Source organism: Paenibacillus sp. JGP012 (genome assembly GCF_014203995.1).
Classification (GTDB): Bacteria; Bacillota; Bacilli; order Paenibacillales; family Paenibacillaceae; genus Paenibacillus; species Paenibacillus silvae.
In genome coordinates this window covers 18,642-42,923 of sequence record NZ_JACHKG010000018.1, presented here as the reverse complement: position 1 = coordinate 42,923, position 24,282 = coordinate 18,642, and the positions used below count along the sequence as shown (strand labels likewise).

Annotated in this window: 16 protein-coding genes; 14 read left to right on the top strand and 2 right to left on the bottom strand. The window is 50.1% G+C overall.

The features are described 5' to 3' along the window. Positions 1-168: 168 nt before the first annotated feature. Positions 169-348 (top strand): hypothetical protein, encoded by a 180-nt coding sequence (locus HNR77_RS19935; RefSeq protein ID WP_184188116.1) that lies wholly within the window; start codon positions 169-171, stop codon positions 346-348. Between the two features lie 3 nt (positions 349-351). Here the strand turns inward: HNR77_RS19935 and HNR77_RS19930 are convergent, their stop codons facing one another. Both HNR77_RS19930 and HNR77_RS19925 read right to left on the bottom strand, forming a co-directional pair. Further along, positions 352-2,124 (bottom strand): alpha-glycosidase, encoded by a 1,773-nt coding sequence (locus tag HNR77_RS19930; protein WP_184188113.1) that lies wholly within the window; start codon positions 2,122-2,124, stop codon positions 352-354. A gap of 221 nt (positions 2,125-2,345) precedes the next feature. Next, positions 2,346-2,921 carry a hypothetical protein gene (locus tag HNR77_RS19925; RefSeq protein ID WP_184188111.1) on the bottom strand — a complete coding sequence of 192 codons (576 nt, stop codon included), beginning with the start codon at positions 2,919-2,921 and terminating at the stop codon, positions 2,346-2,348. 456 nt (positions 2,922-3,377) lie between these two features. Here HNR77_RS19925 and HNR77_RS19920 point away from each other — a divergent pair, with 456 nt between their 5' ends. The 13 genes from HNR77_RS19920 to HNR77_RS19855 all read left to right on the top strand — a co-directional run bounded on the left by HNR77_RS19920 (position 3,378) and on the right by HNR77_RS19855 (position 24,244). Continuing rightward, a complete protein-coding gene (locus HNR77_RS19920) occupies positions 3,378-4,394 on the top strand; it encodes an ABC transporter substrate-binding protein (protein WP_184188108.1) in 1,017 nt (338 codons plus the stop codon). Positions 4,395-4,489: 95 nt separating this feature from the next. After that, complete coding sequence (locus HNR77_RS19915) at positions 4,490-5,503, top strand: FecCD family ABC transporter permease (protein WP_184188105.1); 1,014 nt, start codon at positions 4,490-4,492, stop codon at positions 5,501-5,503. Next, on the top strand, positions 5,500-6,543 hold the full coding sequence (locus tag HNR77_RS19910; protein ID WP_184188102.1) for a FecCD family ABC transporter permease: 1,044 nt from the start codon (positions 5,500-5,502) through the stop codon (positions 6,541-6,543). The genes HNR77_RS19915 and HNR77_RS19910 overlap by 4 nt, the downstream gene beginning before the upstream one ends. 12 nt (positions 6,544-6,555) lie before the next feature. Beyond that, positions 6,556-7,383 carry an ABC transporter ATP-binding protein gene (locus HNR77_RS19905; protein WP_184188099.1) on the top strand — a complete coding sequence of 276 codons (828 nt, stop codon included), beginning with the start codon at positions 6,556-6,558 and terminating at the stop codon, positions 7,381-7,383. Between the two features lie 311 nt (positions 7,384-7,694). Further along, positions 7,695-8,729, top strand: coding sequence for an ATP-grasp domain-containing protein (locus HNR77_RS19900; RefSeq protein WP_260410705.1), 1,035 nt, complete (start codon positions 7,695-7,697; stop codon positions 8,727-8,729). A 128-nt stretch (positions 8,730-8,857) separates the two neighbouring features. Next, positions 8,858-10,213 carry a diaminobutyrate--2-oxoglutarate transaminase gene (locus tag HNR77_RS19895; RefSeq protein WP_184188096.1) on the top strand — a complete coding sequence of 452 codons (1,356 nt, stop codon included), beginning with the start codon at positions 8,858-8,860 and terminating at the stop codon, positions 10,211-10,213. A 2-nt stretch (positions 10,214-10,215) separates the two neighbouring features. Then, entirely contained in the window at positions 10,216-11,670 is a 1,455-nt protein-coding gene (locus tag HNR77_RS19890) for an MFS transporter (protein WP_184188093.1), read from the top strand. Further along, positions 11,627-13,306: an IucA/IucC family protein gene (locus HNR77_RS19885; RefSeq protein ID WP_260410712.1), complete on the top strand. Its 1,680-nt coding sequence runs from the start codon at positions 11,627-11,629 to the stop codon at positions 13,304-13,306. Before HNR77_RS19890 ends, HNR77_RS19885 begins: the two co-directional genes overlap by 44 nt. A gap of 49 nt (positions 13,307-13,355) precedes the next feature. Beyond that, complete coding sequence (locus HNR77_RS19880; protein WP_311768650.1) at positions 13,356-15,182, top strand: IucA/IucC family protein; 1,827 nt, start codon at positions 13,356-13,358, stop codon at positions 15,180-15,182. Then, positions 15,179-15,955: an HpcH/HpaI aldolase family protein gene (locus tag HNR77_RS19875; protein ID WP_184188085.1), complete on the top strand. Its 777-nt coding sequence runs from the start codon at positions 15,179-15,181 to the stop codon at positions 15,953-15,955. Before HNR77_RS19880 ends, HNR77_RS19875 begins: the two co-directional genes overlap by 4 nt. Further along, on the top strand, positions 15,952-17,274 hold the full coding sequence (locus HNR77_RS19870) for a type III PLP-dependent enzyme (protein ID WP_184188082.1): 1,323 nt from the start codon (positions 15,952-15,954) through the stop codon (positions 17,272-17,274). The genes HNR77_RS19875 and HNR77_RS19870 overlap by 4 nt, the downstream gene beginning before the upstream one ends. Further along, positions 17,234-19,165 carry an IucA/IucC family protein gene (locus HNR77_RS19865; RefSeq protein ID WP_184188079.1) on the top strand — a complete coding sequence of 644 codons (1,932 nt, stop codon included), beginning with the start codon at positions 17,234-17,236 and terminating at the stop codon, positions 19,163-19,165. Before HNR77_RS19870 ends, HNR77_RS19865 begins: the two co-directional genes overlap by 41 nt. An 879-nt stretch (positions 19,166-20,044) precedes the next feature. Next, complete coding sequence (locus tag HNR77_RS19855; RefSeq protein WP_260410704.1) at positions 20,045-24,244, top strand: glycoside hydrolase family 2 TIM barrel-domain containing protein; 4,200 nt, start codon at positions 20,045-20,047, stop codon at positions 24,242-24,244. Positions 24,245-24,282 lie beyond the last annotated feature (38 nt).

Sequence of the window (24,282 nt, the reverse complement as noted above, 5' to 3'; positions counted from 1 at the left end):
CAGAAACGTTATTTGGCTGATTTTGCTGGGGGGTATGCCATTATTGAGGTTTTTTGGGTAAATAAGGTTTCTTAGATTCGTTAGAATTCCAGCAACGCTAAATTTGGACAAATAAGGTCATCTGGAATCGTTAGAGTTTGGGAAGCAGGGGAGAGGGGGGGCCACGGCATGATTTACTTGTTTTTAAAAAGAAGGGCTGAACGGGAATCACGTTCAGCCCTTCGAGCAACGCCCTTCGAGATACGTTGCCAAAATGACGGAGGACGATTAGCTGCTGGAGCGCTGGGCTGTTTGGTGAAAAAAATAGAAGCGATGCAAATGGCAAGCATCAAGACCGATTCTGGCTAACAATCAGGCCTCCGCTGGCTGCTTCGCTTCAAGCCGCAATAAAGAGAAGCCGTATGCTTCCAGATCCAGGGTCAACTTGTTCTGTCTGGCTTCAACCGTAGAAGAGGTGTGCAGATCACGCCAGACGTTATGATTTTCCCGCGCCAGTTCCAGTTTACGAGGCTCATCACTGGCATTGAGCACCAGCAGCACATGTTCCCCCGTCTCCGAATCGACACGCTCCATAGCGAGACAAGGGTCGGCTGCTTCGGCATAAACGATGTTCAGTTCTGCACTACGTAAGGCGGGATGCTGTTTACGCAGCTCAATGGTACGAGTGAAAAATTCGAGCAGTTCGCGGTTCTGTTTGCTGGTATCCCACTCCATACATTTGCGGCAGCCCGGATCGTACCCTCCGTCCAGCCCAACCTCATCCCCATAATATACGCAAGGTGCACCCGGATAAGAGAAAAGCAACATTACCGCCAGTTTCATTTTCCGCATATCCCCATCACATAAAGTCAACAGGCGTGGCGTATCGTGGCTGCCCAGCAGGTTAAAGGCCGCTTCCGTAACAGACCTTGAATACGAGGCGAGCAGTTTGCCAATCTCGTTGGCGAATCCAAGCCCATCCAGCTTGCCATGCACGGTATAATCCAGTACAGAGTTGGTAAAAGGGTAATTCATGACCGCATCGAATTGATCTCCTTGCAGCCACATCAAAGAATCATGCCAGATCTCGCCAAGCAGATAGGCATCGGGTTTGATCGCTTTGACCGTCTGCCTGAACTCGCGCCAGAACTGGTGATCCACCTCATTAGCCACATCCAGCCGCCAGCCGTCGATATCCATCTCTTCAATCCAGAAGCGTGCAACCTCCAGCAGATAGGCTTTGACGTCGGGGTTCTCCGTGTTGAGCTTTGGCATAAGCGGCTCGAATGCAAAAGTGTCGTATGTCGGAATGCCATCCTCTACACGTGGCGGCCAATCCTTGATGTAAAACCAATCTGCATAAGGGGAAGCAGGACCATTTTTCATGACATCGACAAAAGGAGGAAACTCTCTTCCCGAATGATTAAACACCGCATCCAGCACAACCCGTATACCACGGGCATGGCAGGCATCCACAAGCATTCTCAGCTGCTCATTCGTACCGAACTGAGGATCGACCTTCAGGTAATCCGCGGTATTGTATTTATGGTTAGTCGTAGCTTCAAACAGCGGGCAGAAATAGATCGCCGTAATCCCGAGTTGACTCAGGTGGTCGAGATGATCCATCACACCCTGCAGGTCTCCACCAAAGAAATTGACTGGTGTTGGCTCACCGCCCCATGGCTCTGCACCTGTTGGAGTCAAGGCAGGATCGCCATTCGCAAAACGTTCGGGGAAAATCTGATAAAAAACAGCATCCTTAACCCATGCAGGTGGCTCAAAAATATCAATTGGATTCATGAATGGAAAATCAAACATTTCCAGCGGATGATCCGGCAGTGCCTGCTCAAATCCGCGCTCTGTCATCCAGACGGATTCTTCTCCTTGAATAAGCTGAAAGGCATAACGCAGTCTGCGATAGGGCGGAGATGTCTCGGCCTCCCAGTAGTCAAACATCTCGTCACGTGCAAAAATCCGCATAGGAATGTGCGTTATGGTACGGTCCCAGGCATATTTGTCACCTGTAATCGCAATAACGGCCTCCAGATCCCCTCGTTTGGATCGCAAGCGAAGATGCATGGTGTTACGGTTGTAGGCATAAGACCAGTTCAGTTTGGGACGGTGATAGATCGCTTCCAACATCATGAAAATCACTCCTTGGCACATGGATATAAAAGCAAATCAGGCTACAAACGCCGCTAAAAATGCTACTGAAAACGCAAAAAAGGCACAGCCTCTAACGTTCACGAGGTTGTACCTTTCGGCAGCATAGCCTTTGAATTATATCGCTATTATACGAATTGTTTTTGCAAAAGAAAACACTTTTTTTCCTTATTTATCAATTAACCGTTATACAGAGGACAGGATTAAAACTCATACCCCAGCTTTTCTGCGTATTTCTGAACTTCTTTAAGATACTGCTCAATGCTCTTCTTACCCACAGCAACCTTGTCATTGCCCTGCTTAAGGAACGTGCTGTTTACCGTTGTTTTGGAAACAGCCTTTTTGAACAATTGATAGGCTTCCAGCTGTGCGTAGCTGCCTCTGATCAATTTGTCATGAATTTTTTTGAGCTCCGCATTTTCCGGCTTGATCTGCTTCAGCATGGAAACATACTTTGTGTAATTTGGAATAGCTGTATTGTTTAATGTGAGAAAGAAAGATTTACGATTCGAGGAGGTGATGTATGTATTCCCGCCTATGGCGTCCAAAGCTTTCTTTTCATAAACACCAGCTGCGTCCAGTGCATCAATATAATCCAGAAGATCCTGCTCTTCTGCCGTCAGCTCCTGTGCTTCCGGGCTGTCATTATCTACGTTGATTTCTTCATCTGAAGTTACTGTTGTGCTGTCCGCTGCTGAAGCATAATGCCCGGCTGGAACAAATACGCCGCCTAACAAGACGATACTCATCAGGATCGATAGAACCCAATTCTTTTTCATGTTAACTGTCCCCTGTCTCTATAAATGTGATTTTATACCAAGGGATAATCTAACATATAAGTAGGCTGAAATACAGTAATTATTTAGAAAATATAGCTTATCCAGTCATTGTATAAATCGATTTTACTCATGTAAAAAAGAGATATGATGCATAATCATAAGTTAATATGAATATCTCATTTTTCACAAAAGAAACGAAAGAAAAGGGAATAATTAGAACAAAAATAATAAAGATAAATTTTACATATATGGTTTTACGAAAATTGAAAGTATGGATTCATATTATATAGGTTGATTCAAAATGCCTTTAATAGAGATGTTTTATAAGATGGAATGACTAAATAACATCATGAATGTTTTACCAAATTAAAGCTTGTCTAAATGAAAGTTCTCCATTACAATACAAATGATAATGAGATTCAATATCATTTAGGAAGAAAAGGGGAGAGACATTCCATGTTTCAATTCAAGAGAAAATTATATATTTATGCAGCGCTTATTCTTATGATTTCGCTGCTGGCTGGTTGTGCTTCCGGAGGGTCAGGCAGCACCAATACAGCAAGCTCTGCAACAAACGGCAACAGCACGGAAGGCAGCACAGACAAAGATACTTCTGCCAAGGCAGCAGATGAGACCCGGGTCATCAAACATGCGATGGGTGAAGCCACAATCAAAGGCACTCCGCAACGGATCGTAACGCTGTTCCAGGGGGCGAACGATGTGGTTGTTGCTCTCGGCGTGAAGCCGGTAGGTGTCGTTGAATCATGGGTTCAGCAGCCGGTGTATGAATATCTGCGTAAAGACCTCGACGGTGTACCTCAAGTCGGTCAGGAATCCCAGCCGAATCTGGAGGAGATCAACAAGCTGAAGCCGGACCTGATTATTGCAACGAAGATCAGAGATGAAGAGATATACGATCAGCTGTCTCAGATTGCACCTACCGTAGTGACTGAAACGTTGTTTGATTGGAAAGAAACGTTGAAGCTGGTCGGGGAGTCCCTGAATAAAACGCAAGAGGCTGACAAGTTGCTCGCAGACTGGGAAACACGTGTTGCTGACTTCAAAGAGAAGATGGGCGACCGGCTCCCGATCGAAGCAACGATTACCAACTTTAGAGCGGATCAGGTTCGCATTTTCTATATGGGCTACGCGGGGAAAATTTTGAAAGAGCTCGGCTTCACAAGACCTGCAGGGCATGATCAGGATACGTGGGGTGTGCAGCTGGCTTCCAAAGAGAACATTCCGGATATGAATGCAGATATGATCTTTAACTTCAACTCGGGTACTGATGCCGCTGCGATTGAGAAGAACTATAAAGATTGGACGAGCAGTCCATTGTGGAAAAACCTCGATGCGGTGAAAAACAATCAGCTCTACCAGGTGGACGAGGTTGCCTGGAATATGGCCGGCGGATACACGTCAGCCAATATGATGCTGGATGATTTATATAAGATTTTCAACCTGAATAAGTAATAACAGCAGCAGGACCTGCCATGCACCAGAACATTCGCAAGCGAAGTAGTGGGCAGGCGGGTCCTTTTTCATTTTACAGATGAGAGAGTGAGTGTATGTTTCCCCTTTTTACCAAAGCGAGTGCCAAAATATACGGGTTGATTGCATTATTTCTGCTCATGTTGCTTGCGGCGTTTGCCAGTATGATGCTGGGTCGCACCCATATTACACTTCATATGCTCTGGCAGGTCTGGCATGCCTACGATGAAACTTCAGTTGAACAGGTGGTGCTTATGACCGAACGTTTACCGCGTACTGTCATTGCCGCTGTTGTAGGTGCAAGCCTTGCAGCTGCCGGGGCACTGATGCAGGCGCTGACACGTAATCCACTGGCATCTCCGAGTGTATTTGGCATTAACTCAGGTGCTATTTTCTTTATTGTGATTGCCGTTGTTGTGTTGTCCGTGTCCTCTCTGACCACGATGATGTGGTTTGGATTCGCAGGAGCAGCCATTTCCGCCGCTATTGTTTATGGTCTTGGCTCCCTCGGACGCGATGGCCTGACACCAATCAAAATTGTGCTGGCGGGGACGGCCATCTCAGCCTTGTTTGCTTCCTTTACCCAAGCGATTCTGGTGCTGAACGGCACAGGGCTGGAGGATGTATTGTTCTGGCTTGCCGGTTCCGTAAGCGGACGAACACTGGAAATGTTATATCCGGTGCTGCCGTACATGGCTGCGGCCGCACTGGTGTCTCTTTTTATGGGACGGGCGATCAATCTGCTCTTGACGGGGGATGACATTGCCAAAGGCATGGGACAGAATGTTTTGCTGGTTAAGGTGCTGATGGGCTTAGCGATTGTCCTGCTTGCAGGTGGATCTGTTGCAGTAGCAGGTTCTATTGGACTGGTTGGGCTGGTTGTTCCTCATATCATGCGTGCCTTGGTTGGCAATGATTATCGCTGGCTTGTGCCATACTGTTTCGCAGGTGGAGCCATTCTGCTCATGTCTGCCGATGTGGTGGCAAGGCTGGTTATCGTGCCGCAGGAGGTACCGCTCGGTGTAATGACGGCTCTGATTGGCGGACCTTTCTTCGTATACATTGCCCGTAAGGGGGTAACGAAGATATGAAAAAGATGCTGACGTATCGTAATAAAAAGGATACTGTGTCGATGCAGGTGGAACGCAAATCCGTACTGGTTATCTCCGTGTGTGTCATTCTGCTTCTGGCTGCCGGCATTGTCGGAACAAGTTTGGGCAGTGACTTTATTGCACCGTGGGATGTGCTGCGAACGATCCTGGGATTAAACGCAGGCGAGCATGATTTTGTCGTGCTTACGCTGCGTTTGCCGCGTGTATTGTTATCGTTGCTTGTAGGTGCTGCACTTGGTATGTCGGGTGCACTGTTACAGGGCATTATTCGTAATCCGCTCGCTTCACCGGATGTGATCGGTATAACGGGAGGGGCTGCCGTAGCTGCGGTAGGGTTCGTATCATTGCTGGGCGGAGCGGTGAGCATTAAGTTGTTGCCGCTATTTGCGGTCATCGGTGCGCTGGTCACGGCTTTCATCATTTATGTGCTGGCCTGGAAAAAGGGAGTTACACCGATCCGTCTGGTGCTGATTGGCATCGGCGTATCGGCCATAACCGGGGCAGGCACAACCTTTATGCTTATTTTGAGCCCGTTCTATACAGCCACTCAGGCTTATATCTGGCTGACGGGCAGCATCTACGGTGCCACCTGGACGGATATCAAGACGATACTGCCTGTTGTTGTCATCGTTGTGCCGCTAGCCATCTGGTTAGCCCGGAGCCTGAATGCACAGGAATTCGGGGATGATCTGGCTACAGGGCTTGGCGTCAAGGTGCAGTGGCACCGGTCTGCGCTGCTGTTATGCAGTGTGCTGCTTGCGGGGATTGCTGTGTCGGTAGCCGGGACAATCGGGTTTGTCGGTCTGATTGCACCGCATATCGCAAGAAAGCTGGTCGGACGTATGTTTGGCAGCCTGCTGCTCGTGTCTGGTTTTGTCGGGGCGTTACTTGTCTGCGCGGCTGATCTGATTGCAAGAACGGCATTTCTGCCGCTTGATGTTCCGGCCGGGGTATTTACCGCAGGCATTGGCGCACCGTTTTTCCTGTATCTGCTGTTCAAAAATCGAAATCAATATTAAGGAGGAGAAGCCGTGAGTATTCTGAAGGCCAAGGAGCTTACCATCTCCTATGGAGCAGAGCCTGTTATTGAGAATTTGAACCTGACCATTCCCAAGGGAGAAATCACGGTGCTGATCGGCAGCAATGGCTGCGGCAAGTCTACACTGCTGCGAACAATGGCAAGATTGCTGAAAGCCAGTTCGGGTACCGTGCTGCTTGATGGCGAAGAGATCGCGAAGCTTCCGACCAAAGAAATTTCAAGACGTATGTCTATTTTGCCGCAGGGGCCCACGGCGCCAGAAGGGCTTACAGTGAGTCAATTGGTTCGCCAGGGGCGATATCCACACCAGACATGGCTGAAGCAGTGGTCGCGTGAGGATGAGCGCATGGTGGAGCTGGCTCTGGAATCCACGCATCTGACGGCTCTGGCTGATCGGCCGGTAGATGCCCTGTCGGGTGGCCAGCGTCAGCGTGCATGGATTGCCATGACGCTTGCCCAGGGGACAGAAACACTTTTACTGGACGAGCCTACAACGTATCTGGATATGACCCATCAGATTGATATTCTGGATCTGTTATTCGAGTTGAACGAGAAGGAAGGGCGTACCATCGTGATGGTGCTGCACGACCTGAATCTGGCCTGCCGCTATGCACACCATATTGTGGCGGTGCACAACAAGTCAATCTATGCAGAAGGTAAACCGGAGGATATTATTACACGCGAGCTTGTGCGCAACGTTTTTCAGATGGAATGTGACATCGCTGTAGATCCGTTATTCGGTACGCCGACCTGTATTCCGCACGGAAGAGGAAGGAAGCTGAATGCAGAGCAGCGTCATTATACACAGCTTGCTAGATGAGCGGCAGGTTTATGCATCATTAACTGTTAGAGCAGCTGCGACGAGCATATCCCCCCACGCAGTTACAAAACTTCGTCATCACGGCGATAACAGAACAGGCGAGTAGAAGAACATTCAAGTTATAACTCGCCCGTTTTGTTATGCCTTTTTTGATCCCTACAAACAGCTCAGTGTGAGAGAGTCCCCTCTTAAAAGAACTATTTTTACCTTTAAAGTTTTATATTGACAATATATCGAGAATTGCCATAAAATAGATTTTGCATGATATTGATAATCATTATCAATAAATTCAACCGATGGGAAGGTCGGATATGAACTTCATGAGCACAAGTGACTCCGTATTTCCGAAAGGCATGAAAAACCTGCAGAATCGTCTGATTTTGCATAAAGCGAGAGAAATGGGTATTCGCTGTGAACCGCTTGTGGATGGATGCGAGGATTTCCTGAAGCTGTCACTGGAACACAAGCAGGTCATCATTAACAAAACAAGAACACATCGTCTGCCGCTGATCGCCGGACTGCTTGCCAAGAACAAACAGGCGTGTAATCTGCTGCTGCAGGAGCAAGGGATGCCAGTCCCTCCACATGTCGTTGTAACAGCGATGGGACAAGAAGCGGAGGCTTTTCTGGGACAACATGGCTCCATCGTGGTCAAACCGCTGGATGCCAGCAGCAGTCAGGGGGTCACACTGGATGTGCGTACCGATGCAGAGCTGAACCAGGCCATTCAACTCGCCGCCGGGTTCGGCAGCGGAATACTGCTGCAGCAGTATGTCATTGGAACGGATTACCGGGTGCTAATCATTAATGAGCAGGTTGCGGCAGTCAACCAATACCGACCTGTGTATGTTACCGGTAATGGCAACTCTTCTGTAAGGGAACTTATCGAGATGCTGAACAACAGCCGGATTATGGAGACGGAGATCGGGAGGGTTGAAGCTTTTCCCGAGATTGAACTGCATCATGAGTTGACAAACGTACGTTTGTTGAACGTTCTTCACAAGCAAGGTGTAAGTCTTGATGACGTGCCTTCTGGGGGGAAGGAAATTGAACTGTATGATCTGCGGAATTCGGCAGCCGGGAAGATCAGTGAATATTACTGTGATTGTACGCATGATATCCATCCTGATAATGCCCGCATGATGGTTCAGGCTGCAAGGGCGCTCCAGATCGATGTTGCCGGTATAGACGTGCGTTGTAAGGACATCCGTGTTCCTCTGACATCCGCACAAGGAGGTATTCTGGAGGTGAACGCTTTGCCGGATCTGACACATCATGTTTATCCGCATGGCGGGACAACAAGAGACGTTGTACGTCAATATCTGGAATATGTATGTCACAGTTAACGGAGAGGACAGTCATCGGAGTGGATTGTGTAAATTCTTTAGTTCAATTTATATAGCAAAGAACCAGTACAAAGCAAATGAACAGGCATTCTCTAGCCTGAATTGATGATAAGGGGCGTTTAACAGTTATGTCAGTAGAGGTACAGACGGATTACCTGAAGCTGCTGCATGAGAAGGAGTCAAGTGCGCGAGCATATTCCCGGCATTTTCCGCTCGTCATCCGTAAGGCACAAGGCATCCGCATTACAGACATCGAAGGCCGTGAGTTCTATGATTGTCTGGCCGGTGCGGGAACGCTGGCGCTCGGGCACAACCATGAGACGGTTGTAAACGCCATTCGGGAAATGCTGGATCAGCAGATTCCGTTACATACGCTGGATCTGGCTACACCGCTAAAAGTTTCGTTCATGCAGGAGCTGTTTTCCATGCTGCCTGAAGAGATGCGGGATACGTCCAAAATCCAGTTTTGCGGTCCAACCGGGGCAGATGCTGTGGAAGCAGCGATCAAGCTGGTGAAACATGCGACAGGTGGAAAGTCCATTCTGGCGTTTAGCGGCGGGTACCATGGTTCAACTCAGGCAACGATGTCAATGAGCGGTAATCTGAGCAAAAAAGAACAGCTGCAAAGCCTGCTGCCAGACGTACATTTCCTGCCATTTCCGTATGAGTATCGCTGTCCCTTTGGCATAGGTGAAGGCATGACCGCCCGGTTAAGCGCACAGTACATTGAGAACCTGCTTCATGATTGCGAGAGCGGGATTGCAGCGCCATGCGGTGTGATTGTGGAGACGGTACAGGGCGAGGGCGGGGCGATTCCGGCAGATCTGGAATGGCTGAGAGAGCTGCGCCGGATCACGGCAGAACGTCGTATCCCGCTCATTATTGATGAGGTGCAGACGGGCATTGGTCGAACAGGTCGTATGTTTTCGTTTGAGCATGCAGGTATTGTACCGGATGTCATTATTTGCTCCAAAGCGGTAGGGGGAAGCCTGCCGATGTCTGTTGTGATCTATAAGGAAGAGCTGGATCAATGGAAGCCAGGGGCCCATACAGGTACATTTCGTGGCAATCAACTCGGCATGGCAGCGGGGCTGGCTACGCTGCGATACATCCGTGAGCATAACGTGCTGCATAATGTGAAGCTGCGCAGCGAGCAGTTTATGACCAGGCTGCAAGCGCTGAAGGCACGTTTTGCAGAGATCGGTGATGTTCGCGGCCGGGGACTGATGATCGGTGTAGAGATTGTTAATCCGCAGGGCGGTAAAGACCGTCTTGGACATTACCTACAGTATGGGGAGCTGGCCTCTGTCATTCAGCAGCAGTGCTTCCGCAATGGACTTATTGTGGAGCTTGGCGGACGTCATTCGGCAGTTGTGCGTTTCCTGCCACCGCTGAATATTACAGAGAAGGAAGCGGACGAGGTGCTGGCGATTTTTGAACAATCAGTATCAGAAGCCGTGGCTATCACTTCCACGGTGCACTGAACATGCTAAAAATATCATTGCTTCAACGGCATACGGTATTACTGGCTATTCTGCTCGGAGCGTTTACCCTGGTGCTTACCAACAGTGCCTTTAACCTGCTGCTGCCTTATTTTATCGAGCATTATCACATCTCCACCACCGTAGGCGGCTGGATCATTGCGCTGTATATGCTCGCCATGACATTAACGATGCCACTGGCCTCCCTGATCGTAGATCGGCTGGGACGCAAGCGGACGTACATGCTGGGGATTGCCATCTATGGAGGCTTCTCCGTACTGGGGGCACTGCTTCATACTTCAATCGAGGTGTTGCTGGTCGTTCGGTTCATGCATGGTGCAGCTGCCGGCCTGATGATTCCGCTATCCCTTGTGCTGCTGTTTGACGTTTATGGGCCTGAAGTGCGGGGACGCATAACGGGCGCGTGGGGTCTGCTGCTTATGCTTGCTCCGGCAGCCGGACCAACCTTGGGTGGCGTCATCATTCAGTATGGACGGCTTGAAATGCTGTTTTGGCTTAACGTGCCTCTTGCCGTTTTCTCGCTGATCGGATGTGCACGCGTTATTCAAACCTATATCCCGGCTCGCAGAAAAAAGTGGCATGTCTCCAGCATGCTGCGCCTTGTTATGGCGATTGGTGCATTCAGTCTGGGTGTGCAGGTATATGCCAGTCCAGGGATATACCTCTGGGTACCGTGGTCCGTAATTGCACTTGGCTTGCTCTTGCTGATTCGCTTTATCCAGGTAGAGAATCGACGTGAGGAACCGCTGATTCGTTACAAGCTGCTGCGAAGACAAGGAATATATCCGCTCACGGTTATCATCTCCACGATTCAGGATTGTGTGATGTTTGGGGTCATTTTTGCTGTGCCGCTGCTTCTGCAGGAGGTATTTCAATTATCCCCGGCACTTTCCGGGGCATTGTTCATTCCACTGTCCATCTGCACCAGTCTGTTCATGTGGATTGGCGGTAATCTGCTGGATCGTGGCCGTTCGTTGCGATTTATCGCGTGGGGAACGCTGCTCGTATCGTTGTCGATCCTGACGTTTGCCTTTTTGCCCATGGGACCTCCAATCTGGATCATCGGTGTGCTGATGGCATTTCGCGGGATCGGTGTAGGACTGTCAGGCATGAGCATCACTTCGCTTGGACTACAGGCGTTGCAGGAGGAAGATATGCATGAAGGATCGGTGTTAAGCACGACCATTGAACGACTGGCTTCATCCTTTGCAGTCATGGGTATGACGCTGTATTACGATATGCGCTGGAAGTCATTAGCCGGGAATGGCAGAGCTGTGGATTTGGCTAAATGGGGCGCTCTTCAGGAAATCTGCATCGGTCTGGGGTGCGCCATCCTGCTGACGCTGCCTCTTGTATTACTTATAACCCGAAAGAAGGTAGGCATCCTTGTTCAAAATGGAAATCAAACGCAAGTCCAGGGCGGCGCAGCAGGCCGATGAACATACATGCAAACTGCTGCTGAACTGTTATATCCGCGAGCTTGGGCCGGAAAGGGCCGAGCAGATACAGCTCAACCCGGACATGCTGACTTATTCAATTACTTTTCCATGCAGCGGTGTAGAGGTGACAGGGAAGCTATCCTACTATTCGGCCATGGGGGAGCATGAGTACGTCACCATGAACTGTAACGGCGAGTCGGTCCATTATCATAATCTGGTACGCTGGATTTCCGCTGAGGTTGTCGATCAAACAGAACACGTTACGGATCGGGTCAACGATTTTGCTCATAAGGTGGAGAACAGTGTATCCAATCTGACCTTGTATATGGAGCAGGGGGCTGGCGGCGACTTCCATAATTACATGACGTCCGAGCAGTCTTTGCTGTACGGGCATCCATTTCACCCTTTTCCCAAAAATTCCAGCGGCTTCACCACACAGGATGTGCACCAGTACAGCCCGGAGCTTCGGACCTCGTTCCAGCTCTGTTATATCGCCGTAAGGCAGGATGTGTATACAGACGAATGGGTGGAGCACGCGGATAAAATAAATCTTCATCACTTGCTGGCAAGCTATGACCTGCCTGTGTCCAACGAAAAAATGAGCATGTACAGGCTGCTGCCCGTCCATCCATGGCAGTATGAGCACGTCTCGCATCTGGACGAGGTTCAGTCTTATATTCGTGAAGAGAAGCTGCTGCTGCTCGGCAGGACAGGACCGCTTGTCTATCCGACGTCATCGGTCCGTACGGTGTACGTGCCAGACTGGAGCTGCAACATCAAGCTTTCACTGAATATGCAGATTACCAATATGATTCGAACGAATAACGCCGAGCAGATGCGGCGAACCTTGGATGCGTCCAGATATGTATGGCAGCAGGAGTGTTTTGCTGCTGAACCGCAGACACATATCGCGTATGAGACAGGCGTGGCGACATGCAGGTTCGAGGATGAACAACTGACAAGCCTGTTCACCATCGCTTATCGACCGATTGAGTTTGATCCTGCGAATACGTATGTGTTGTCCAGTCTGGTGGAGTCGCCGTTTCCCGGAGCACCATCCCGGCTGATCACTATACTTGAGGACCGTGCTGGTAGCCAGGTGGAGCAATGGTTTGAGCTTTATCTGAACTGTTCTTTACTACCACTGGTGAGGGCGGCTGAAGAAAAAGGCATTCATTTTGAAGCCCATCTACAGAATACATTGGTGACGCTGAAGCAGGGCATGCCGGTTGCTTTTATCGTGCGTGATCTTGAAGGGGTAAGTGTTGACCGGGAATCCGTCAGTGAACGACCTCATCATGAGCTGTTATTTTATTCGCGTGAACAGGCGTGGGCGCGGACCTCGTATTATTTTATCGTCAATCATCTCGGCTCATTGATTCATGTTCTGGCCCGGGATATGGGAGTGCCGGAAGAGCATTTCTGGATGCAGGTGCGTGATGCGCTGAAGGCAGAGCTGGCTCGAACAGGCAATATCTATGTACGGCATCTGTTGAATGCAGACGCTTTTCTGGCGAAGCAAAATCTGGTCAGCTGTCTCACGGGCATTAGTCAGACCCCGGCTTATGTGCGGGTACGTAACGTCATGAAATGTTTAGGGAGTGAAGCGCGTGAGATTCATGGATATCGGAACTGAGACAAAAGGAACAGAAAAATGTACAGGCACAACAGGAGCAGAGGAAACAGTGAGAACAAATATCTTGTGGCATCACGCGCGGAATAACTCAAGTGACGGTTCAGCCCCCGTATACGTGGAGGTTCAGGAGCGAATCATGCGGCAGACGCTGGAGGCGATGTGGTTTGAGGGCATTCTGGATTGCCAGGTAAACGGCAAAGAGTGGCGTACCAGCGGAACTGCGGCATCAGGCGAATCCGTGGTGTACACCTGTGAAGCGGAGCAAAAGTTTTCGTTTGGCCGGGTGAAGGTGAAGAAGGGCTCCATCCAACGTGAAGGCGTTCATTGTACCGATCTGGATCGGTTTCTGGAGGAGCTGGTGCTGAACCACCTCAAGGGTGCGCATGTATCGGCCTTTATTCACGAGTTGCAGGAAACGCTCGCTAAGGATAGTCAGTGTCGTGCGGCACTGCCCCTGAGCATTCCAGCCGAGGATCGGCACTATGATGCACTGGAAAGTCACATGACCGACGGTCATCTGTATCATCCAAGCTACAAGTCACGGCTGGGCTTCTCGTTGCGGGACAATCTGGCCTACGGCCCTGAGTTTAATGCAGACGTTGCGCTCAACTGGATCGCGGTGAGAAAGGAACTGGCCCAAACAGCTGTATCCGGCGGTTACACTTGTGAGGCTCTGCTGGAGCAGCACCTGACCGGGGAGGACAGGCAGCAGTTCTGTCAGACTCTTTTGGCCAAAACAGGTTCGCACGATATCGGTTCCTATATCTTGATCCCGGTTCATCCCTGGCAGTGGGAGCATGCGCTTGAGTCCATATTTGCCCGGCAGCTGATGGATGGAGACATGGTGTATCTGGGGGCAGCTTCCTGCTCCTATCGTGCGCAGCAGTCCATTCGTTCCCTTTCCAGCCGGATGAATGCTAAGGCACCTTATATCAAGCTGGCTCTGAGCATAACGAACACGTCGAGCACTCGCATTCTTGCCCAGCATACTACGCAAAATGCCCCTTTAATCAGCGATTGGCTGGATCAATTGGTGCGCGAGGATGAGCTGTTGCAGCAGGAGCAGTTTGCCATTTTAAAAGAAATCATGGGCCTTTCGTTCCGCTACGAACAACTGCCTGCCATTCAATATGGACGTGCTTACGGCACGCTCGGTGCGATCTGGCGTGAAAATGTATCCGTTCACCTGAACGCAGGTGAGACGGCCTGGCCGCTGAATGCCCTGATGCTGGTGCAGCGGAACGGAGTTCCTTTTGTACAGGAGGCCATCCAGCGGTATGGTGTGCAGGAGTGGGGAGAGGCGCTGGTTCGCACACTCACCTTGCCGATTGTTCATCTGCTGTATGCGCACGGGATTGCGCTTGAATCTCATGCCCAGAATATCATTCTGGTGCTTGAAAATGAACTGCCCAAACGTATCATCATCAAGGATTTGCATGATGGCGTCCGGTACGTGCCGGATCAGCTATTGCACCCGGAACGTGCGCCCAAGCTGCATCCCGAACCGGAAACACACCGTAAGTTCAACCGTTATTCGTTTATCTATGCTGATGATGTGTCGGAGGTACGCGACTATACGTATGATGCATTCTTTTTTATCTGCATGACGGATATCGCTCTGACACTGGAGCCGTTTGGCCTGTCCGAAGAAAGCTTCTGGCAGCTGTGTGCGGGTGTCATTCTCGATTATCAGCGGCAGCATCCCGAGTATGCGGAGAGGTATAACATGTTTGATCTTTTTGCAGCGGATGCTCTGATTGAAGAGATGACCAAACGTCGTCTGTATGGAGATGGTGAGCTGTATTTCCGCAAAGCAAGCAACCCGCTCAAACGGGCCAAGGATATGCTGGAGCAGAAGGCAGCAGAAAGCTTATGAGAGCGAATACACTCAAGCAGAAGATCGCTCGCAAACAGGAGGTATTTGGCCTCTTCGTCTCTATTCCGCATCCCATCATCATAGAGATGATCGGTCAGGCCGCATATGACTTTGTCATTATTGATCTGGAGCATACAACGACGTCTATGGAATCCGTAGAAGAGTTAATTCGGGCGGCCGAGCTGGCTGAGCTTACACCCTTGGTACGCATCTCGAAGGTGGAGCGGACCGAAATTCTGAAAGTGCTGGACTGCGGGGCACAGGGCATCGTCATTCCACATGTGGAAACGCTTGCTCAAGTGAAGGAGGCTGTGCATCATGCTTATTACCATCCGTTAGGCATGCGCAGTCTGAACAGCGGACGCCCGGGCGTATTCGGTAAATTCCCGCTTACAGATTACATTGTGGAAGCCAATGAGCAGGTCATGATTGTGCCCATGATTGAAAGTGTGAAGGGTGTGCGGCAAAGCCCGGAAATTTTGTCTCATCCACAGGTGAGCTTTGTGCTGGAAGGGGCGGCAGACTTATCGCAGTCGCTGGGGGTGCCTTGGCAGACGGATCACCCTGAAGTGCAGGATGCACTGCGTACCCTCCGTGATACTGCACAGCAGTGTGACGTACCTTATGCCACGGTGACAAGGGGAATCAAGGACATGCAGGTATGGTGTGAACGGGATGTGCACATCTATGTGCTGGGGGATGACCGTAATACAGCATTTCGGGCATATGCCCAGAAACGGAACGACTACAGAAATGCAGGTGGATTGACATGAAACCAAGGGTACAGCAAGCGTTGCATGAAATAAGACAGGCAAACATGGACGACCCGGTCTGTGCCTACATCTATGATCTGGCCGGAATACGGGCACAGGTGCGAAGCATGCTGGAAAAGATGCCTATGAACACAAGGTTGTTCTATGCGATCAAGGCGAACCCCGATCCGCGGATTATTGAGGCACTGCTTCCATACGTGAAGGGCTTTGAGGTAGCGTCCATTGGTGAGCTGCTGAAGGTGAGGGCGGTTAGCCGCGAGGTTCCGATTCTGTTCGGAGGTCCGGGCAAGAAGGAAAGCGAGCTTCGACAGGCACTGGAGCAGGATGTGAGCTATATCCATGTGGAGAGCCTGCTGGAGCTGCGGCGTATTATTGCCATTGCAAAGGAGCGCAGCGTAACACGTGATGAACATGCGCAGCAGTCGGAGCATGGATTGGACACAAGTCGCAGGGGAGAAGTGCCTGAAGTTCGTGTGCTGCTGCGGATCAACCTGCGAAGCAGTGCGCTGCCGCAAACAAAGATTGTGATGGGTGGAAGTCCGAGTCCATTCGGTATGGATGAGGAGGATCTGGAGGAAGCCATCGAACTGCTTCGTGTGGAAGGCGAGGGTATGGTTCGGTTGTGCGGCTTCCATTTCCATTCATTGTCCAACAACATGGACGCAGGGCTGCATGCCGAGATGATCGAGCTCTATTTGCAAAAGGTGGAACAATGGCAGCAGCGGTATCACTTGCAGGTTGAAGTTGTGAACGCGGGTGGTGGCTTCGGGGTGACGTATGATGGCAGTCCTGGCTTTGACTGGTCTTTATTTATGGAGCTTTTGCAGCAGAGCGAGGCCAGAAAGCGTCTTGCTAGCCGCGGAGGAGAGCTCTTCTTCGAATCAGGCCGACTGTTGGTTGCCGATCACGGTTATTATGCAGCAGAGGTCACGGATATGAAGCGCTCGCATGGACAGTGGTTTGCCATTGTACGGGGAGGTACACATCATCAGCGTCTGCCTGCGTCATGGGGACACAACCATCCATTCCGGATTGTATATATGGATCAATGGAAGCATACGTTCAGCAGACCCGAAGTAAAGGAAGAACGAGTCCACATTGCAGGTGAGTTGTGTACACCGAAGGATCGTCTGCATTCAGACGCAGAAGTGCACAGGTTAAGGGTAGGCGATATTGTCGTTTTTGTTAAATCCGGTGCGTACTCCTGGACGATCTCCCATCACGATTTCCTGGGGCATCCGCACCCGCTGTTCTACTATTTGACGGAGGAGGATGAACATGTCAACGCTAATACAGTGTTCCAGTCGGCAAGCTGCTGAGCTGCGGGTATTGTCTGATCTTATGAATTGCCTGCTGGCGGAGCAGCTGCTTCCGCTTGAAGGCCAATCCTTTGTAGAGCTTGCCCATGCTCCTGCCCAGCTTCAAAATCTGTATAAGGGATATGAAGCTCAAGCGAAAAAGAGCACGGAGAAGCATCAAACACACCATCACATGGTCGATGAGCAGAACCAGAATGAGTATAGCTCCAATGAGGATTGGTATACTGCTGGGGCGGATTTCAGTTTGGGTTTGCATACGGAGGGTGTACTGTGCCTGGTGGAAAAAGGGGTAAGGCAGGCCATTCAGTGGGTTCCGGGTTCACCTGTTTTTGTCATGAAGGCGGATGGAAGCTGGAGTGAGATTTCCACGCCTGTCGAAGTGGCCCGAGCGGTGCTGCAACGGGCATTGTCCCCCGAGGCTTATATACAGCCTGGTGTAGCTGATTTTCTGGCAAGCGTGAATATGGCTGTGGAGCAGTATGCACTGGGCTGGGATCAGGTGCAGTCGTTGTCTGCATCTACTCCAAAATCTGCGTATGAGTGGTTTGTGAAGGGAGAGCGGATTGCTGCACTGCGGGACCGTCCGTTCCATCCCTCCTCCAAAGCAAAGGTCGGGTTCAGTGCTGAAGATGTTACCGCGTATGCAGCCGAGTTCGGGAAGGCGATCCGTCTGCGGTGGGTAGCAATCAAGCGGGATGCGGTGCAGCAGGGATGTGAAGACGGCATGTCCATTCTGGATGTACTGTATGATTCCCAGCGTGAAGAGATGCAGTCGGAATACCTCCGCAGAGGTCTGAGCATGGAATCGTATTTGCCGATGCCAGTCCATCCGTGGCAGCTGGAGCATGTTATTTTGCCACGCTTCACCAAAGAGATCGTAGAGGGCACGATTGTTGTGCTGGATACACAGATTGGCGACGTGTTGGCTACCTCTTCCCTGCGCTCCATGGCTCAAACTGCCGAGTCTGCGCTTATGCTCAAGCTGCCGGTTAGCGTTCTGTCGCTGGGTGCAGCGCGTTATCTTCCGGTAGTTAAGCTGCTGAACGGGCTCGCCGGGGAGCGAATGCTGAGACAGGCGGTGGCTTGTGACGAGACATTGCGAGACAAGGTATACATGTGTGAGGAGCAGAACTGGTGGGGATACATGCCGGAGTCAATGGGGCTGTTCGATGATCATCCGCGGCATTTGGCGGCACAGATTCGTATTTATCCCGCTGAGCTTCTGGACGATGCCTACCATATTGTTCCCATGGCTGCACTTGGCGTAAATCTGGACGGGCACCATCTGCTGAGCGAAATTGTGGGCAGAGAGCTGAGCGCGGAGCATGTGCTGGGTTTCTATTCCGATATAGCCACCATGTTCTATGATATCGTCATGCGGCTGTTCAAGGTGGGCGTTGTGCCGGAGATTCATGGTCAGAATTGCTGTCTCGTGCTGCGGAATAACCAGGTGAAGGGGCTGCTGTTCCGGGATCATGACTCTGTGCGTCTGCATCAGCCGTATCTGGACAAGCATGGGATAGCCGATCCGGCATATCATATTCGCCCCGGATATTCCAACAGCCTGTACAATGAAACGATCGAAAAGCTGATCTTCTATGTGCAGTCTCTTGGGACGCAGGTGAATCTGGCTGCGATCATGGAGGCTTTGAGCGAAGTGTATAACATCCCGGAAACGGAGTTGTGGGATATCACGGAGCAGGCCTGGCGGGAAGCGCTGCACGATGTGCAGCTTCCCGAAGCGGATCGGGCCGCGCTTGCTCGCGTTATTTTCGAGAGCGAGACGTGGCCGGTGAAGTTAGTTGTCCGTCCGCTGCTTGAGGCGGATGGGGTGCCAGGCGCGATGCCATCGGGCAAAGGCCAGGGGTGGAACCCCTTTTACAAGGGATAGAGGAAGGATAAGAAAGAAGAGGTGGGGAGGGATGAGAGAAAATAAGAGAAAAGAAGAGAAGAGAAGTGAAGTGAAGTGAAGTGAGGGGATGATATAAGGGAAGGTAGGAGACAAAGTGATAGTAAGGGTAAGGAATGTAAATAAATAGTCAGGAGTAGTTAGGGATGATAGTTGGGGATGGATGGAGGCGGTTGGGAATAGAATAGATAGGATTGGTAGAATGGTAGAGTACGGCGGTATTGATTTAAAGGTTAAGAATTAAGCGTGCCCCGATACCCAGTTTGTTCTAACGATTCCAGATGAGCTTATTTGAGCGATTTGGGGCGTGTTGAAATTGTAACGATTCCCACAAGCCTTATTTTGCTGAAAACACGAGTTTGGCGCTGATTTTCGTATGTTTTTCCCCGGATAAGGTTTCCTGGGAGCGTTAGAAAATAAAAGCGGGGAATATGGCCTGAATAGCGTTTCTGGGATTCGTTAGAAAAGTGACAAGGTTGGTCCGGGTAGTTGGGCTTGTAGATTTGTAGAGAAATAGGCACAAATTCCGCAGTGGAAGCAGTAGTAGTGCAGTAGGAGTACAGCAGGTGGTGATCCGTGATCGGGTTGCCTTTTTGCTGTTGGCGTAATGGTGGGGGATGCAGGTTACCAGGTAGGAGGATTTAAGTTGGGTAAAAATGAAAACGTTCACTATTTATTCTGAATAATGGCATGAATTTACGTTACAAAACGGAGACAGATGGTATAATCGGTATATTGTTGAAGACAACTATACATTTTATCGAAAAGGTTTTCGGATTGAAGTTGTAAATGTAATTTTCGATGCACTGACGATTGGGTTTATGTAACTATTATTCAACCAGAAGAGAGTGAGCAGAGCAGATGAACAAGAAAGTACTTTTTAATGATGGCTGGCAGTTTGCAAAAAGCGATTTGAGCGTTACGTGGCCAACTGGCCGTATGGAATTTACTAAACTGGCGGATTCTCCGAACCCTACTAACTCTAGTGACCATACTGACCTTGCTAAACTTACTGGTGCTACTGAACTTACTAGGGCTACTGATCCAACTGGTGCTACTGAACTTACTAATGCTATCGATCCAACTGGTGCTACTGAACTTACTAATGCTATCGATCCAACTAGTGCTACTGAACTTACTAATGCTACCGATCCAACTGGTGCCACTGAACTTACTAATGCTATCGCTCCAACTGGTGCTACTGAACTTACTAATGCTATCGATCCAACTAGTGCTACTGAACTTACTAATGCTACCGATCCAACTGGTGCCATTGAACTTACTAACGCTACTGATCTTGGTATCCTTACAGATTTTGTTGATCTTGCTTTTGAGTCGATTGAGCTTCCTCATGACTGGCTGATCTATAATACGCTGGACTTATATGAGAACAGTATTGGGTGGTATCGCAAGACGTTCAAGTATACGAAGGATGAGCAGCAGTATATTTTGTGCTTTGACGGGGTGTACATGGATTCGTCCGTGTATGTAAATGGACAGCTGGTTGGCGAGTGGAAGTACGGTTATTCTGCATTTGAGCATGACATTACGGAGGCTTTGGTGGAAGGTGATAATGAGATTGTAGTCAGAGTTGTACACCAAAGTCCGAATAGCAGATGGTACTCCGGGGCGGGCATCTATCGGAATGTGTGGTTGAAAACAAGGTCAAGCAACCACATCGTCACGGATGGTATCTATGTATCGATTCAACAGCAGCCGGATGGCTGGCAGGTAGAGGTGGATACGGAGCTGCAATTGGAGCCGGAGCAGAACCAGCGAGCAGCATTGGTGCATACCATTCTGTTCAACGGCGAGGTTGTTGCGTCATCGCAGGCAGAGGTTCCGGCATACGTCACGAAGGATAAAGGGACGGATACAAATGCAGGTACGGCTAAAGATGTAAATACAGGTATAGATTTGGACACATATGCAGGCGGAGATACAAACATTCATACAGATACAGATACAGATACAGGTACAGATGCCAATGCAGTTGGAGATGTAGCCGCAGAGATAAATGCGAAGACGTGCACTAATCATTTCACTAATACCCAGCAGCTGATTGTTCACCATCCGAACCTTTGGAGCCCGGACACACCACATTTATATGATCTTGTCACGGAGCTGCGGCTGATCTCGGAGGATCAACAGGAGCGGCACGAACAGATTGTGGAAACGGTACAGCAGCGGATCGGATTCAAACATGTCAGGCTGGACGCCAACGTGGGCTTCGTTCTGAACGGAACCAAAATGAAGCTGAATGGTGTGTGCGAACACCATGATCTCGGGGCACTCGGGGCTGCTTTTAACGTTACAGCGCTGAGAAGAAGGTTTGTTTTGCTTAAAAAGATGGGGGTTAACGCCATTCGGACCGCGCATAACATGCCAGCGAAGGAGTTTATGGAGCTTGCCGATGAGATGGGAATGCTGGTGGTGTCAGAAGCGTTTGATATGTGGGAACGGGCGAAGACACCGTATGACTATGCACGGTTTTTCCAGGAGTGGGCATACAGGGATGTGCGAAGTTGGGTGAGGCGTGATCGGAATCACGTCAGCTTGATCATGTGGAGTATCGGCAATGAAATCTATGATACCCATGCGGACGAGCGAGGGCAGGAAGTGACGCGTATGCTGATGGAGTACGTGCAGGAATTTGATCCGAAAGGCAATGCACGTGTGACGATTGGTTCCAACTACATGCCTTGGGAAAATGCTCAGAAATGCGCGGATATCGTGAAGCTGGCCGGATACAACTATGCGGAAAAATATTATGACCAGCACCATGCAGCGCACCCGGACTGGATTATTTATGGCAGTGAGACCTCTTCGGTCGTACAGAGCCGGGGAATTTACCACTTCCCGTATGAACAGCCCGTGCTGGATGATGATGACGAGCAGTGCTCGGCGCTGGGGAACAGTACGACGAGCTGGGGAGCGAAATCGCCAGAGTATTGCATTTTGGCTGAACGGGATCATCCGTATTCCTTGGGGCAATTCCTCTGGACGGGGTTCGATTATATCGGGGAGCCGACACCGTATCATACGAAAAACTCATATTTTGGCCAGCTGGATACAGCTACGTTTCCGAAAGACTCCTATTATATCTATCAGGCAGCATGGACGGATTACAAAACAAGTCCGATGGTGCATCTGTTCCCGTACTGGGATTTCAGCCCGGGTCAGATCATTGATGTACGTGTGTGCAGCAATGCGCCACGGATTGAACTGCAGTTCAACGGCAAAACCGTTGGAACGTATGATATTGATCATGCCCATGGTACACAGCTGTCAGGCTGGTGGAAAGTGCCGTATGAAGCAGGGGAGCTGAAGGCGATCGCTTATGATGAGCATGGTACTGTCATTGCTACCGATGTACAGCGTTCATTTGGCGATGCGAGTAAGCTTTGTCTACAGCATGATCGACAGCAGCTGCGGGCAGATGGGCAAGATCTTGTTTTTGTAGAGATTACAGCAGAGGATGAAGCAGGCAATCCGGTGCACAATGCGAATAACCGTGTGGAGGTGAAGGTTACCGGGGCAGGGCGTTTGCTCGGTCTGGATAACGGGGACAGCACGGACTATGATCCATATAAAGGGCTTAGCAGAAGGCTGTTCAGCGGCAAGCTGATGGCGATTATCGGAGCAACAGACGAGTCAGGAGAGGTTCGGATCGAGGTATCTTCCGAGGGATTGGAAGGCGCGATATCTACGTTTGAATCGATCCCGGCAGATACGGTACAGGAAGTTAGCGGGGATAAGCCAACCAGGACAGGAGCTCCATCGGGAAGTAAACAGAGCAGAAGTGAAAAGAACAGAAGTGAACAGAGCAGAGTGGTGAATGTGATTGGACTAAGCGAGACTGCCCCTGCTTCCGCAAGAAGTCTGCAAGAGCCTGTTTTTATGAAAAATGAAGAGCGTCCGGTGCAGACGGGCAGCGCCCGGGAGATTCCTTTGCGGAAAATCGAGATTATCAGTGATTCCGGCCAGCGGCTTGATCCGTCCACCCCGGAACTTATCGTTACAGCCAAGCTGTATCCTGAGCCTACCTCCTACCGGGACATTGAATGGTCTGCAGTAAATGATGCGGGTATTCAATCCAATATTGCCAAGGTGGAAGTATTAAATGCCGGAACGGTAGACGGGGGAAGTACACGCAGTGCCAGCGAAAATCAGCATGTGGTGAAAGTATCAGCGTTGGGTGACGGAGTGTTCCGCCTTCGTGCCAGCAGCCGTAACGGTACGGACAAAACCAAGCTGATCTCCCAGCTTGAATTCAAAGCAGAAGGTCTGGGTACAGCCTATAAAAATCCGTATGAATTCATTACGGGCGGATTATACGATTACACCAAAGGTGAAGTCGGTAACGGCAATGAGCGCGGAGTCGCGACAAGCCGGGATGGCGAGACGCATGTGGGCTTCCGTAACATCGACTTCGGACCGTATGGGTCCGATACGATTACAATTCCTATTTTCACCCTGTCCAGTGAAGAATATTTCATTCAGATTTGGGAAGGCATGCCGGATGAAGAGGGCAGTATGATGATTGCCGATGTTGTGTATGACAAGGAATCCATATGGAATGTGTATCAGGAGCAGACGTACCGTCTATCCAAACGCCTGAGCGGCATAACGTCAATCTGCTTTGTGGTGAAACAGAAGCTTCATATCAAGGGCTTCTCGTTTGAACGCCAGAGCCGTGCTTTTGAACAGAATGCGGCGGCAGCATGTGACCATCTGTATGGGGATTCCTTCACGGTGAAGCAAGATCGTGTGGAAGGCATCGGCAATAACGTATCGCTGGAGTTCGAGCAGATGGATTTTACGAGCGAAGGCACATCAAAGCTGGTGATCTATGGTGCTTCTCCGATCGACAAAAACACGATTCATATCCGCTTTGCGGGTGCGAACGGACAAATCAATCAACTGGTGGAGTTCACTCATTCCGAGGGGTACGAGGAACGGACATTTGAACTGGAGCGGGTGAGCGGAGAACAGAAGGTAACCTTTATTTTCCTGCCGGGCAGTCAGTTTGACTTTGGCTGGTTCCGCTTCGAGAAGTAAATAAATAAGATAAAAATCCTCCTCAAATCGTAGATGCT

What these genes read in the sequence shown, in the direction of transcription:
- HNR77_RS19885 (WP_260410712.1), top strand. Translation starts at nt 11,627, where the DNA reads ATGGAAATCAAACGCAAGTCCAGGGCGGCGCAGCAGGCCGATGAACAT.
- HNR77_RS19875 (WP_184188085.1), top strand. Translation starts at nt 15,179, where the DNA reads ATGAGAGCGAATACACTCAAGCAGAAGATCGCTCGCAAACAGGAGGTA.
- HNR77_RS19925 (WP_184188111.1), bottom strand. Translation starts at nt 2,921, where the DNA reads ATGAAAAAGAATTGGGTTCTATCGATCCTGATGAGTATCGTCTTGTTA.
- HNR77_RS19930 (WP_184188113.1), bottom strand. Translation starts at nt 2,124, where the DNA reads ATGATGTTGGAAGCGATCTATCACCGTCCCAAACTGAACTGGTCTTAT.
- HNR77_RS19920 (WP_184188108.1), top strand. Translation starts at nt 3,378, where the DNA reads ATGTTTCAATTCAAGAGAAAATTATATATTTATGCAGCGCTTATTCTT.
- HNR77_RS19870 (WP_184188082.1), top strand. Translation starts at nt 15,952, where the DNA reads ATGAAACCAAGGGTACAGCAAGCGTTGCATGAAATAAGACAGGCAAAC.
- HNR77_RS19855 (WP_260410704.1), top strand. Translation starts at nt 20,045, where the DNA reads ATGAACAAGAAAGTACTTTTTAATGATGGCTGGCAGTTTGCAAAAAGC.
- HNR77_RS19895 (WP_184188096.1), top strand. Translation starts at nt 8,858, where the DNA reads ATGTCAGTAGAGGTACAGACGGATTACCTGAAGCTGCTGCATGAGAAG.
- HNR77_RS19865 (WP_184188079.1), top strand. Translation starts at nt 17,234, where the DNA reads ATGTCAACGCTAATACAGTGTTCCAGTCGGCAAGCTGCTGAGCTGCGG.
- HNR77_RS19915 (WP_184188105.1), top strand. Translation starts at nt 4,490, where the DNA reads ATGTTTCCCCTTTTTACCAAAGCGAGTGCCAAAATATACGGGTTGATT.
- HNR77_RS19910 (WP_184188102.1), top strand. Translation starts at nt 5,500, where the DNA reads ATGAAAAAGATGCTGACGTATCGTAATAAAAAGGATACTGTGTCGATG.
- HNR77_RS19935 (WP_184188116.1), top strand. Translation starts at nt 169, where the DNA reads ATGATTTACTTGTTTTTAAAAAGAAGGGCTGAACGGGAATCACGTTCA.
- HNR77_RS19890 (WP_184188093.1), top strand. Translation starts at nt 10,216, where the DNA reads ATGCTAAAAATATCATTGCTTCAACGGCATACGGTATTACTGGCTATT.
- HNR77_RS19900 (WP_260410705.1), top strand. Translation starts at nt 7,695, where the DNA reads ATGAACTTCATGAGCACAAGTGACTCCGTATTTCCGAAAGGCATGAAA.